The following is a 12,178-nucleotide window of genomic DNA, read 5'->3' as shown; positions in this document are numbered from 1 at the left end:
TGGAATCGGCGCGGGCCGCGGTGTGAGGGTGTCCCCCATGACTCCTCGCACCGCGGCCCGCGCCGTCTCCGTACTCGCCGCCCTCGCGCTGGTCGCGGGGTGCGGCGGCGGGTCCGGCGGGTCCGGCGGCTCCGGGTCCCGCGACGGCGAGGGCGAGCGGTCCGGGTCCTCCCGGACGCCGGACGTCGTCCCGGCCGAGAGCCGCGCGCCCGCCCCCGGCCGGGGCTCCGGCGACCCGGACGACATCAACGGCGACGGCCGCCCCGACCTGCTGATGCAGGTGCCCGTGGCCTGGCCCGCGAGCCACGGCGCGGTGCCGCAGATCGCCGTCGTCTTCGGCTCCCCGCGCGGTCCTGACCCGACGACGCGGACCCTGTACACCACCGAGGACCTCGGCGTGCCCGACCCCAGCGCCGTCGGGAACACCCCGCCGTACCCCGGGACCACCGCCGACCTGGACGACGACGGCTTCGCGGACTTCGTCACCCGCACCGGCGAGGAGGCGCCCGCGGGGAACCGCGTGGTCGAGTACGTCAACTGGGGCGGGCCCACGGGGCCCCGGCGCGGCGCGGCCCCGACCCGGCTCCGCCTTCCCGCGCCGGACGCGACGGCCGGCTTCGCCGCGACGGTCCGGGGCGACTTCGACGGCGACGGCCGCCACGACCTGGCGGGCCTGCGGGCCGACGGGACGTCCGTGGTGCTGCTGTTCGGCCCGTTCACGCGCGCGGGCGCGGCCGCGCGCACCGAGCGGCGGACCCTGCCGCGGCCGCGGTACACCTCGTACAGCAGCCTCCGGGCCGACGACATCGCCCCCTCGGGCAAGCCGCGCACCACCGGTCTGTACGCGCACTACGGCAACGACGGCGAGCAGTCGGCGGGCCAGTACTTCGCGGCGCGGCCCAGCGGCGGCCTCGCCGCCACCAGCCGCCCGGTGCGCGCGGGCAACGGCTACGCGTTCGGCGACTTCGACGGGGACGGCGCCCGTGACCTCGCCGTCGGCGACGACGGCGGCCGCAACGACGAACCGGACGCGGGGGCCGAGGCGCCCGACGTCGCCGGGAGCTACGCCGTCTACCCGGGCGGCGGCGGTCCCGTGCGCACGTACCGGCCCGCCGAGCGCGTGGCCGGGGCCTACACCGCCGTCGACCACGACGGCGACGGCCGGGACGCGCTGCTGTTCGGCGGCCGCCGGGGTCCCGTCCTCTACGAGGGCGACCGGCGGGTCGCGCGCCTGCTGCGGACGCCGCCCGCGCGGGTGGACGGCAAGCGGATCCCCGCGGGGAGCGGGCAGTGGCTGGTGCACTCCGCCGCCGACCTCGACGGGGGCGGCGCGGACGAGGTGGTCCTGTCCTGGCATTCGCCGAAGCTGTACGACACGTACGGGTCGGTGCCGACGCACTGGTGGATCACGGACGGCGCGGGCCCGAAGGACGACGCCGTCTTCTCCACCCGCAGGTTCGCCCCGCCACGCTAGGCCTGCCCTCGCGGGGCGCCCCAGGCCCACCCCTTCCCGCTTCGGGGGCTCCGCCCCCGTACCCCCGGTCCTCAAACGCCGGACGGGCTGGATACAGCCCCTCCGGCGTTTGAGGAGCGGGGTCTGGGGCGGAGCCCCAGTTTCGGGAAGGGGCGGGACTGGGGAGCTCCCGGCAGGGGTCAGGGCAGCACCGCGAAGCCGTCCAGTTCCACGAGGCACTCCTCGTCCCAGAGGCGGACCGCGCCGATGACCGCCATGGCGGGATAGTCGCGGCCCGCCAAGCGCTTCCAGACGGCACCCAGTTCACGGGCGTGCGCGCGGTAGTCGGCGACGTCCGTGGCGTAGACGGTGACGCGGGCGAGGTCCGCGGGGGTGCCGCCCGCCGCGCGCAGGGCGGCGAGGAGGTTGCCGAGGGCCTGCTCGAACTGCTCGGGCAGCGTGGCCCCGGTGACCTTGCCGTCGGCGTCCAGGGCCGTCTGCCCGGCGAGGAAGACGACGCGGCCGCCGGTCGCCACGACGGCGTGGCTGAAGCCGGTGGCCGGGGAGAGGCCGGCGGGGTTCAGACGGTCGAGGCTCACGCGGTCTCCTCCGGGGCGAGGGCGAGGGCGGGGGCGGGGGCGGACGCGTACAACTGCTTGGCGATGACGGCGCGCTGGACCTCGCTCGCACCCTCGTAGATGCGCGGCGCCCGCACCTCACGGTAGAGGTGTTCGAGCAGGTGCCCGTGCTGGAGGGCGCGGGCCCCGTGCAGCTGGACGGCGGTGTCGACGACGTACTGGGCGGTCTCCGTGGCGAAGAGCTTCGCCATCGCCGCGCGGCCCGCGATGCCGGGCTCCTCGCGGTCGTGCGCCGCGGCGGCCGCGTACACCAGGAGCCGCGCGGCCTCCGTGCGCGTGGCCATCTCCGCGACCTGGTGGGACACCGCCTGGAGGTCCTTCAGCTTGCCGCCGAAGGCGTCCCGCCGCGCGGTGTGCGCGAGGGTCGCGTCGAGCGCTGCCTGGGCCATGCCGACCGCGAAGGCGCCGACGCTCGGGCGGAAGCGGTTGAGGGTCGCCATGGCGACGCCGAAGCCCCGGTCGGCCTCGCCCAGGAGGTCGTCCGCGGTCACGCGGACGCCGTCGAAGGCGAGGGTGCCGATGGGGTGCGGGGAGAGCATCGCGAGCGGGGTGCCGCTCAGGCCCGGACGGTCGGCGGGCACCAGGAAGGCGGTCACGCCGCGGGCGCCCGCGTCGGGCGTGGTGCGGGCGAAGACGGTGTAGAAGTCGGCCTCGGGCGCGTTGGAGATCCAGGCCTTCTCGCCGGTCAGGCGCCAGGCTCCGGCCGTGCCGGGCTCGGGCTCGGCGCGCAGCGCGAGGGCCGCGGCGTCGGAGCCCGCGCCCGGCTCGGACAGGGCGAAGGCGGCGACGGCGCGGCCCTCGCGCGCGCCGGGCAGCCAGCGCTCGCGCAGCCGCGCCGAGCCGTAGGCGTGCACGGGGTAGGCGCCCAGGCCCTGGAGGGCGTACGCGGTCTCGGCCTCCGTGCAGCCACGGGCGAGCGACTCCCGGGTCAGGCACAGGTCGAGGGCCCCGGCGGTGAACAGCCCGTCGAGCAGGCCGAGTTCGCCGAGGGCCTCGGTGAGCGGTCGGTTCACGCGCCCCGGCTCGCCCTTCTCGGCGAGGGGGCGGAGCCGGGTCTCGGCGAGCTCCCGCAGCCGGTCACGCCGAGCGGTCTGCTCCGGGCCGAGCGAAAATTGCGGAAACGCCTGCGAAGGCGGTGGAACCGGCACATCCGGTGCAGGTGACACAGTCGGCACGTCGGTCATCTCGGGCCTCCCCTGGCGCGGGGCGCGGAGCCGCACCCCGGAGTCTTATCGCGCAGTGTTGACTGCCGTCACCAACACGATACGCTCGTTGGGCGAGCCCATCACTACGCCCGACGGCAAAGGTGGCGAGGCGCCATGCGGACCACAGGGGCAACCTACGGCGACAGCGGCGCCGCGCCCACCGGACACGTCGACACCTTCGCGCGTGAGCACCTCCCCCCGCGCGACCAGTGGCCCGCGCTGGTGCGCGACCGGCCCGAGCTGCACTACCCCGACCGGCTCAACTGCGGCGCCGAGCTCCTGGACGCCTCGGCCCTGCGGTACGGCGCCGACCGGCCCGCCTTCGTCGCCGCCGACGGCACGGCGTGGTCGTACGGCGAGCTCCAGGACCGCGTGGACCGGATCGCGCACGTCCTGACCGCCGAGCTGGGCGTGGTGCCCGGCAACCGCGTGCTGCTGCGCGGCGCCACCTCGCCCTGGCTCGCCGCCTGCTGGCTCGCCGTGATGAAGGCGGGCGCGGTCGCGGTGACCGTCCTCGCCCAGCAGCGCGCGCAGGAGCTGGCCACGATGTGCGAGATCGCACAGGTCTCGCACGCGCTGTGCGACGCCCGCGCGGTCGACGACCTGATCAAGGCCGGGGTGCCGGGCCTGCGCGTGACGACGTACGGCGGCGAGGGCCCCGACGACCTCCTGGCCCGCGCGGCGGCCCGGCGGCCGGAGCCGTACGGGGCGGTGGACACGGCGGCCGACGACGTGGCGCTGATCGCCTTCACGTCCGGCACGACGGGGCGGCCCAAGGGCTGCATGCACTTCCACCGGGACGTGCTCGCGATAGCCGACACCTTCGCGCGCCACGTCCTGAAGGCCCGCTGTGACGACGTGTTCGCGGGCAGCCCGCCGCTCGGCTTCACCTTCGGCCTGGGCGGCCTCGTCATCTTCCCGCTGCGCGTCGGCGCGGCCTCCGTACTGCTCGAACAGGCGGGCCCGAAGCAGCTGTTGCCCGCGATCGCCGCGCACCGGGTGAGCGTGCTGTTCACCGCGCCGACGGCGTACCGGGCGATGCTGGACGCGCTCGACGCGCCCGAAGGGGACACCGCGCACGACGTGTCGTCGCTGCGCCGGTGCGTCTCCGCGGGCGAGAACCTGCCCGCCGCGACCTGGCAGGCCTGGCACGAGCGCACGGGCCTGCGCATCATCAACGGCATCGGCGCGACGGAGCTGCTGCACATCTTCATCTCCGCCGCCGACGAGGCGATCCGCCCCGGCACCACGGGCCTGCCCGTGCCCGGGTGGCACGCGCGCGTGGTCGACGCCTCCGGCGCGCCCGTGCCGGACGGCGAACCGGGCCTGCTCGCGGTGCGCGGCCCGGTCGGCTGCCGCTACCTCGCCGACCCCCGGCAGCACGACTACGTCCGGCACGGCTGGAACGTCACCGGCGACACCTACGTCCGCGACGCCGACGGCTACTTCCGCTACGTGGCGCGCGCGGACGACATGATCATCTCGGCCGGGTACAACATCGCGGGCCCCGAGGTCGAGGAGGCCCTGCTGCGCCACCCGGACGTGGTGGAGACCGCCGTCGTCGGCCGCCCCGACGAGCGACGCGGGCAGATCGCCGTCGCGTACGTGGTGCTGCGCGAGGGCGCGACCCCCGACGCCGAGCGCCTGCGCGCGTTCGTCAAGGCGGAGCTGGTGCCCTACAAGTGCCCGCGCGCCGTGGAGTTCCTCGACGCCCTCCCGAGGACGGCCACGGGCAAGCTGCAACGCTTCCGCCTGCGGGAACCGGGGGCGGCGCCCGGCGCGGAAGATCCACTTCCGGAACCGGGGCCCGCGTCCGGGGCCTAGAGTGATCACGTGTCCGAGCAACACGCCCCCAGGTCCCTGATCGTCACGTTCTACGGCGCGTACGGCCGGGCGGCCCCCGGCCCCGTCGCGGTCGCCGAACTCGTCCGCCTCCTCGCGCCGGTGGGCGTCGACGCGCCGTCCGTCCGCTCGTCCGTGTCCCGCCTCAAGCGGCGCGGGCTCCTCGTGCCCGCGCGCACGTCCGGCGGGGCCGCGGGGTACGAGCTGTCCGCGGAGGCGCGGCAGCTCCTCGACGACGGCGACCGGCGCATCTACCCGGCCGCGGGCGGACGCCGCGACGGCGGCTGGGTGCTGGCCGTGTTCTCCGTCCCGGAGGCGGAGCGCAACAAGCGGCACGTGCTGCGCTCACGCCTGGCGGGCCTCGGCTTCGGCACGGCCGCGCCGGGCGTCTGGATCGCCCCCGCCCGCCTCCACGACGAGACCCGGCACACCCTGGAGCGCCTCGGCCTCACGGCGTACGTCGACCTCTTCCGGGGCGAGCACCTGGGCTTCACCCCCACCGCCGAGGCGGTGTCGCGCTGGTGGGACCTCTCCGCCATCGCCAAGGAGCACGAGGCCTTCCTCGACCGCCACGGCCCGGTCCTGCGCGCCTGGCACGCCCGCCCCGACACGCCCCCGGAGCAGGCCTACCGCGACTACCTCCTGGCCCTCGACACCTGGCGCCACCTCCCCTACGTCGACCCGGGCCTGCCCCCGGAGCTCCTCCCGGCGTACTGGCCGGGCACCCGCTCGGCGGAGGTCTTCCAGGGCCTGCACGACCGCCTCCACCGAGCGGGCTCGGAGTTCGTGCTCAGAGGCTGAGCCTCGGCTTCGGGGCGTCCGTGCGGCCCGTCTGGGGGCGGCGGCTGCCGGCCCGGTAGGGGCGGGGCCACGGGGCGGCGGGGCCCTGGTAGTCCTGCTCGGCGGCCGCGTGCAGGGTCCAGTGGGGGTCGTACAGGTGCGGGCGGGCCAGGGCGCAGAGGTCGGTGCGGCCCGCCAGGAGCAGGGAGTTGACGTCGTCCCAGGACGAGATGGCCCCGACCGCGATCACGGGGACGCCGGTCTCGTTGCGGATGCGGTCCGCGTACGGCGTCTGGTACGAGCGGCCGTAGGCGGGGGCGTCGTCGGAGACCACCTGGCCCGTGGAGACGTCGATCGCGTCGGCGCCGTGGGCCGCGAAGGCGCGGGCGAGCACCACGGCGTCGTCGGCCGTGGTGCCGCCCTCGGCCCAGTCCGTGGCGGAGACGCGGACCGTCATCGGCCGGTCGGCGGGCCAGGCCTCGCGCACCGCGTCGAAGACCTCCAGGGGGAAGCGCAGCCGGGCTTCCAGGGAGCCGCCGTACGCGTCCGTGCGGCGGTTGGTGAGCGGGGACAGGAAGCCGGAGAGCAAGTAGCCGTGCGCGCAGTGGAGTTCCAGGAGGTCGAAGCCGCAGCGCGCCGCCCGCCGGGCCGCGGCGGCGAACTCCTCGCGCAGCGCGGGCAGTTCGTCGGCCCGCAGGGCGTGCGGGACCTGGCTGCGCGAGGTGTACGGCAGCGCGGAGGGGGCCACCAGGGGCCAGTTGCCCTCCGCCAGGGGCTCGTCGATGCCCTCCCACATGAGCTTGGTGGAGCCCTTGCGGCCCGCGTGGCCCAGCTGGACCCCGAAGGCGGTGCCGGGCGACTGGTCGTGCACGAAGTCCGCTATGCGCGCCCAGGCGTCGGCCTGCTCGTCGGTGTAGAGCCCGGCGCAGCCGGGGGTGATGCGGCCCCGCTCGCTCACGCACACCATCTCGGTCATGACGAGGCCCGCCCCGCCGAGGGCCCGCGCGCCCAGGTGGACCAGGTGGAAGTCGCCGGGGACGCCGTCCCGCGCGGAGTACATGTCCATCGGGGAGACGACGACGCGGTTGCGCAGGGTGAGGCCGCCGAGGGTGAAGGGGGTGAACATGGGCGGTGTGCCCTCGGGGCAGCCGAAGTCCCGCTCCACCGCCGTCGTGAACCGCTCGTCGCGCAGGCGCAGGTTGTCGTGGGTGACGCGGCGGCTGCGGGTGAGCAGGTTGAACGCGAACTGCCTCGGCGGCTGGCCGAGGTAGAGCGGAAGCTCCTCGAACCACTGGAGGCTGGCCTGCGCGGCGCGCTGCGTGGACGCCACGACCGGGCGGCGCTCGGCCTCGTACGCCGCGAGCGCGCGCGGGACGTCCGGCTGCTCCTGGAGGCAGGCAGCGAGGGCGAGCGCGTCCTCGACGGCGAGCTTCGTCCCGGAGCCGATGGAGAAGTGCGCGGTGTGCGCCGCGTCGCCGAGCAGCACCGTGTTGCCGTGCGACCAGCGGTCGTTGACGACCGTGCGGAAGGTCAGCCAGGACGAGTTGTTCGAGCGCAGGCCGCGGCCGTGCAGGGCGTCCGCGAAGACCTTGGCGCAGCGGTCGATCGACTCGGCGGGATCGGCGTCGGCGAAGCCCGCCGCGCGCCAGACCTCCTCGCGCATCTCGACGATCACGGTGGACTCGTCCGCCGAGAACGGATAGCCGTGCAGCTGCATCACGCCGTGCTCGGTCTCGGCGATCTCGAAGCGGAACGCGTCGAAGGCGAAGTCGGCGGCCAGCCAGATGTAGCGGCAGCGGTGGCTGGTGACGGCGGTCCTGAAGACGTCCGCGTGCGCCTCACGGGTCACGCTGTGCACCCCGTCCGCCGCGACCACCAGGTCGTACGCCGTCGCCAGCTCGGCGGCGGGCGGGGCCTCGGCGCGGAAGCGGAGGTCCACGCCCAGGTCGCGGCAGCGCTCGTGCAGCACGGCGAGCAGGGCCCGGCGGCCGAGCGCCGCGAAGCCGTGGCCGCCGGAGGTGTGCCGGGTGCCGCGGTGCACGATGTCGATGTCGTCCCAGCGCACGAAGCGCTCCCGCAGGGCCGCGTAGACCACGGGGTCGGCGTGCTCGATGCCGCCGAGCGTCTCGTCGGAGAGGACCACGCCGAAGCCGAAGGTGTCGTCCGGGGCGTTCCGCTCCCAGACCGTGACCTCGCGCGCCGGGTCGAGGCGCTTGAGCAGGGCGGCGGCGTACAGGCCGCCGGGGCCGCCGCCGATGACGGCGACGCGGCGCACGGCGGAGGGCGCGGGGGCCGGGGTCGGCGCGGAGGCCACGGTCACCGCCCCCGCCACTTCGGGGCGCGCTTCGCGGTGAAGGCCGCGTGGAACTCGGCGTAGTCCTCGCCGTTCATGAGGAGCGCCTGGGTGGCCGCGTCCAGCTCCACGGAGGCCGCGAGCGGCATGTCGAGCTCCGCGGTGAGCAGGGCCTTGGTCTGCGCGTACGCCAGGGCCGGGCCCTCGGCCAGGCGGCGGGCGAGGGCGGCGGCGGCCTCGTCGGCCCTGCCCTCGTCGGTCAGCTCGCTGAGCAGACCGATCCGTTCGGCCTCGGGGGCGCGCACCGGTTCGCCGAGCATCAGCAGCCGGGTGGCGTGCCCGAGCCCGACCACGCGCGGCAGCAGATACGCGGCGCCCATGTCGCCGCCGGACAGACCGACCCTGGTGAACAGGAACGCGAACCGCGCCGACGGATCCGCGACCCGGAAGTCCGCGGCGAGCGCAAGGACCGCGCCCGCGCCCGCGGCCACCCCGTGCACGGCGGCGATCACGGGGAAGGGGCACTCGCGCAGCGCCCGCACGACCTGGCCGGTCATGCGGTTGAAGTCGAGCAGCTGGGCGGTGTCCATGGCGAGCGTGGCGCCGATGATCTCGTCCACGTCGCCGCCCGAGCAGAAGCCGCGGCCCTCGCCCGCGAGCACGAGGGCGCGCACGGACCGCGTACGGGACAGCTCGGCGAGCAGGTCGCGCAGATCGGCGTACGCGCCGAAGGTGAGCGCGTTGAGCTTGTCGGGGCGGGCGAGCGTGACGGTGGCGACGCCCTCGTCGACGGTCAGGCGCAGATGCTCCCACTCGGGGGTGCGGGCTGCGGAGCCGGTGAAGGGACTCATGACGTGCGGCCTCCTCGGCGGAGTGCGACGGGGGTTCCCTCTTCGAAGTTATCACCATTCCATGACTGTCGTCACGAGTACGCGATAACAGCCGTGCGGGACGGCCCCGCGACAGGGATGCCGGTGGTCCCGGGGCAGCCCGACCAAGGTCCCTGTCGCCACTCGGCTTAGGATTCGTACGGTTGAAGGCAGGACCGCACCGGACCACCTGCTCGCCGAACGGACCCGCACTTGCCCGAGCCGCACTCCCCCGCAAGCTGGCGCATCGCGCTGCCGCACACCGTGGCCGCCGTGCCGATCGCGCGCGCCCTGGTCCGCACGGCACTCATCGACATCGGCTCCACGGCGGACACCGACACGGCCGAGCTGCTCACCGCGGAGCTGGTGGCCAACGCGGTGGAGCACGCGCCCGGGCACGCGCCGATAGAGCTGCTCATCGAGTTGCTGCCGACGCAGTGCCAGGTGGAGGTCCGGGACTCCAACCCCACCCCGCCCGGGGACCTCTCCGCCCCCGGCCCCGGCTGCGAGCCGGACCCCTGGCAGGAGCACGGCCGCGGCCTGCTCCTGATCCGCACCCTCAGCACGGCCTGCGGCCACCGCCCGACCGCCTCGGGCAAGGCGGTGTGGTTCACCCTGTCGGCAGGGCCCTAGCGGCGGCTCAGGCCAGCGTCGCCACGAGCACGGCCTTGATCGTATGGAGGCGGTTCTCCGACTCGTCGAAGACGACCGAGTGGGGGGACTCGAAGACCTCGTCGCTGACCTCCAGCCAGCGCAGCCCGTGCCGCTCGCACAGCGCCCGCCCCAGCGTCGTCTCCAGGTCGTGGAAGGCCGGCAGGCAGTGCAGGAACCGCACGTCCGCGTTGCCGGTGGCGTGCAGGACGTCCATCGTCACGGCGTACGGCGCGAGGGCCCGGATGCGCTCGTCCCAGACCTCCGCGGGCTCCCCCATGGACAGCCAGACGTCGGTGGCGACGAAGTCCGCGCCCGCGACGCCCTCGGCGACCTCCTCGGTGAGCGTGATCCGGGCACCGCTGGCCTCGGCGAGGCCCCGCGCCCGGGCGACCACGTGCTCGGCGGGCCAGTAGGCCCGGGGCGCCACGATCCGCACGTCCATGCCGAGCAGGGCGCCGGTGACCAGGTAGGAGTTGCCCATGTTGAAGCGGGCGTCACCGAGGTAGGCGTAGGCGATCCGCTCCAGGGGCTTGGCGCAGTGCTCGGTCATCGTGAGGACGTCGGCGAGCATCTGCGTGGGGTGCCAGTCGTCGGTCAGGCCGTTGTAGACGGGCACGCCCGCGTGGGCGGCGAGCGTCTCGGCCGTCGCCTGGGCATCGCCCCGGTACTGGATCGCGTCGAACATCCGGCCGAGGACGCGGGCGGTGTCCTTCGCGGACTCCTTCTGCCCGATGTGCGAGGCCGAGGGGTCCATGTACGTCGTGGCCGCGCCCTGGTCGGCGGCGGCCACCTCGAAGGCGCAGCGCGTGCGCGTCGAGGCCTTCTCGAAGACCAGGGCGATGTTCTTGCCGCTCAGCCGCCGCCGCTCGCGCCCCTCGCGCTTGGCGGCCTTCAGCTCCGCGGCCAGGGCGAGCAGACCTCGGAACTCCTCGGCGGTGAAGTCCACCTCCTTGAGGAAGTGGCGGCCGGTGAGGTCGAGGCTGGTCGGGCCGTTCGCCATGGGGGCGCTCCTGGGGTGCGGATACGTGATACTGGAAGTCTATACGACTGACCACAAATGTATGCACCCCCCCTTTCCGGGGCCCTCTCGGGGCGCCCCCGCCGGCTCCCGGCCCGCCCCGCTCAGCCGCCGACCGGGTCGCGCTCCACCGGGCAGCTCATGCAGCGCGGCCCGCCCCGGCCCCGGCCCAGCTCGCTGCCCGGGATCTCTATCACCTCGATGCCCTGCTTGCGCAGATACGTGTTGGTCGTCGCGTTCCGCTCGTACGCGACGACGACGCCCGGCTCGACCGCGAGGACGTTGCAGCCGTCGTCCCACTGCTCGCGCTCGGCCGCGTGCACGTCCTGCGTGGCGGTCAGGACCCGCACGCGGTCCAGGCCGAGGGCCGCCGCGATCGCCCGGTGCATGTGCTCCGGCGGATGGTCGGTGACCTTCAGCTCGCGCTCGTCGACCCCCGGCTCGATGGTGTACGAGCGCAGCATGCCGAGGCCCGCGTACTGCGTGAACGTGTCCCCGTCGACCATCGTCATGACCGTGTCCAGGTGCATGAAGGCCCGGCGCTTGGGCATGTCGAGCGCCACGATCGTGCGCGCCGAGCCGGCCGCGAACAGCTTGTGCGCGAGCATCTCGACGGCCTGCGGCTTGGTGCGCTCGCTCATGCCGATGAGCACCGCGCCGTTGCCGATCACCAGGACGTCGCCGCCCTCGATGGTGGAGGGGTAGTCGGCCTGCCCCTGTGACCAGACGTTGCCGACCTGGCCGTGGAAGAGCGGGTGGTGCTGGTAGATCGCCTCGAAGTGGACGGTCTCGCGCTGCCGCGCGGGCCAGCGCATCGCGTTGATCGACACGCCGTCGTAGATCCACGCGGAGGTGTCGCGCGTGAACAGGTGGTTGGGCAGCGGGCCGAGCAGGAAGTCGTCCAGGTCCATGCAGTGGAAGCGCACGGACGTGGGCTCCGGGTGCCGCTCCAGGTACTCCCGCTTCGTCATGCCGCCGACCAGGGCCTCCGCGAGCTCGCCGGACGGCAGCGCCTCGAAGGCGGCGCGCAGGTGGTCGGTGGCGAGCGGGCCGTACTCCTTCTCGTCGAAGACGCGGTCCAGGACGAGCTGCCGGGCGGCGGGCACGTTCAGCACCTCGGTGAGCAGGTCACCGAAGAGATGGACCGTCACCCCCCGGTCGCGCAGGACGTCGGCGAAGCCGTCGTGCTCCTGTCTTGCCCGCCGCACCCACAGGACGTCGTCGAAGAGCAACGCGTCCTTGTTGGTGGGGGTCAGGCGCTTCAGCTCCAGGTCCGGGCGGTGCAGGATGACGCGGCGCAGCCGCCCGGCCTCGGAGTCGACGTGGAATCCCATGCCCCCATCCTCGCCTCTCGACGGCCGGGACACGCGTCGAAGGCGCCCAGAACACGTCCAGAACACGTCACAACGCGCCGCGTTGCCGGTGT

The 12,178-nt window shown here is 74.7% G+C and carries 10 protein-coding genes; 4 read left to right on the top strand and 6 right to left on the bottom strand.

Features of this window, described 5'->3' with window-relative positions:
* The first annotated feature begins 37 nt into the window (after positions 1 to 37).
* The gene (locus tag C9F11_RS30625; protein WP_138962290.1) at positions 38 to 1,474 is read left to right on the top strand and encodes a hypothetical protein; all 1,437 of its coding nucleotides are present in this window, start codon (positions 38 to 40) and stop codon (positions 1,472 to 1,474) included.
* 179 nt (positions 1,475 to 1,653) lie between these two features.
* Here the strand turns inward: C9F11_RS30625 and C9F11_RS30620 are convergent, their stop codons facing one another.
* Positions 1,654 to 2,052 carry a RidA family protein gene (locus C9F11_RS30620; protein ID WP_138962289.1) on the bottom strand — a complete coding sequence of 133 codons (399 nt, stop codon included), beginning with the start codon at positions 2,050 to 2,052 and terminating at the stop codon, positions 1,654 to 1,656.
* The gene (locus C9F11_RS30615) at positions 2,049 to 3,275 is read right to left on the bottom strand and encodes an acyl-CoA dehydrogenase family protein (RefSeq protein WP_138962288.1); all 1,227 of its coding nucleotides are present in this window, start codon (positions 3,273 to 3,275) and stop codon (positions 2,049 to 2,051) included. The genes C9F11_RS30620 and C9F11_RS30615 overlap by 4 nt, the downstream gene beginning before the upstream one ends.
* A 135-nt stretch (positions 3,276 to 3,410) precedes the next feature.
* Here C9F11_RS30615 and C9F11_RS30610 point away from each other — a divergent pair, with 135 nt between their 5' ends.
* Both C9F11_RS30610 and C9F11_RS30605 read left to right on the top strand, forming a co-directional pair.
* The gene (locus tag C9F11_RS30610; protein WP_138962287.1) at positions 3,411 to 5,120 is read left to right on the top strand and encodes an AMP-binding protein; all 1,710 of its coding nucleotides are present in this window, start codon (positions 3,411 to 3,413) and stop codon (positions 5,118 to 5,120) included.
* Positions 5,121 to 5,129: 9 nt separating this feature from the next.
* Complete coding sequence (locus C9F11_RS30605) at positions 5,130 to 5,939, top strand: PaaX family transcriptional regulator C-terminal domain-containing protein (RefSeq protein WP_138962286.1); 810 nt, start codon at positions 5,130 to 5,132, stop codon at positions 5,937 to 5,939.
* On the opposite strand, the gene C9F11_RS30600 is transcribed toward C9F11_RS30605, so the two are convergent.
* Both C9F11_RS30600 and C9F11_RS30595 read right to left on the bottom strand, forming a co-directional pair.
* Positions 5,929 to 8,238, bottom strand: coding sequence for a bifunctional salicylyl-CoA 5-hydroxylase/oxidoreductase (locus C9F11_RS30600; protein ID WP_171075877.1), 2,310 nt, complete (start codon positions 8,236 to 8,238; stop codon positions 5,929 to 5,931). The two genes, C9F11_RS30605 and C9F11_RS30600, sit on opposite strands and share 11 nt — an antisense overlap.
* Complete coding sequence (locus C9F11_RS30595; RefSeq protein ID WP_138962285.1) at positions 8,235 to 9,062, bottom strand: enoyl-CoA hydratase family protein; 828 nt, start codon at positions 9,060 to 9,062, stop codon at positions 8,235 to 8,237. Before C9F11_RS30595 ends, C9F11_RS30600 begins: the two co-directional genes overlap by 4 nt.
* A gap of 231 nt (positions 9,063 to 9,293) precedes the next feature.
* On the opposite strand from C9F11_RS30595, the gene C9F11_RS30590 reads away from it, so the two are divergent.
* Positions 9,294 to 9,713 carry an ATP-binding protein gene (locus tag C9F11_RS30590; RefSeq protein ID WP_138962284.1) on the top strand — a complete coding sequence of 140 codons (420 nt, stop codon included), beginning with the start codon at positions 9,294 to 9,296 and terminating at the stop codon, positions 9,711 to 9,713.
* A gap of 7 nt (positions 9,714 to 9,720) precedes the next feature.
* Here C9F11_RS30590 and argF read toward each other — a convergent pair whose 3' ends face one another.
* A complete protein-coding gene (argF, locus tag C9F11_RS30585; protein WP_138962283.1) occupies positions 9,721 to 10,734 on the bottom strand; it encodes an ornithine carbamoyltransferase in 1,014 nt (337 codons plus the stop codon).
* A gap of 122 nt (positions 10,735 to 10,856) precedes the next feature.
* Positions 10,857 to 12,086: an arginine deiminase gene (locus tag C9F11_RS30580; protein ID WP_138962282.1), complete on the bottom strand. Its 1,230-nt coding sequence runs from the start codon at positions 12,084 to 12,086 to the stop codon at positions 10,857 to 10,859.
* Positions 12,087 to 12,178: the final 92 nt, after the last annotated feature.

Source organism: Streptomyces sp. YIM 121038, assembly GCF_006088715.1.
GTDB lineage: Bacteria > Actinomycetota > Actinomycetes > Streptomycetales > Streptomycetaceae > Streptomyces.
Note: the sequence above shows the minus strand (reverse complement) of the source record. Positions and strands in the feature narration are given on the sequence as shown.

What these genes read in the sequence shown, in the direction of transcription:
- C9F11_RS30625 (WP_138962290.1), top strand. Translation starts at nt 38, where the DNA reads ATGACTCCTCGCACCGCGGCCCGCGCCGTCTCCGTACTCGCCGCCCTC.
- C9F11_RS30615 (WP_138962288.1), bottom strand. Translation starts at nt 3,275, where the DNA reads ATGACCGACGTGCCGACTGTGTCACCTGCACCGGATGTGCCGGTTCCA.
- C9F11_RS30610 (WP_138962287.1), top strand. Translation starts at nt 3,411, where the DNA reads ATGCGGACCACAGGGGCAACCTACGGCGACAGCGGCGCCGCGCCCACC.
- C9F11_RS30595 (WP_138962285.1), bottom strand. Translation starts at nt 9,062, where the DNA reads ATGAGTCCCTTCACCGGCTCCGCAGCCCGCACCCCCGAGTGGGAGCAT.
- argF (WP_138962283.1), bottom strand. Translation starts at nt 10,734, where the DNA reads ATGGCGAACGGCCCGACCAGCCTCGACCTCACCGGCCGCCACTTCCTC.
- C9F11_RS30580 (WP_138962282.1), bottom strand. Translation starts at nt 12,086, where the DNA reads ATGGGATTCCACGTCGACTCCGAGGCCGGGCGGCTGCGCCGCGTCATC.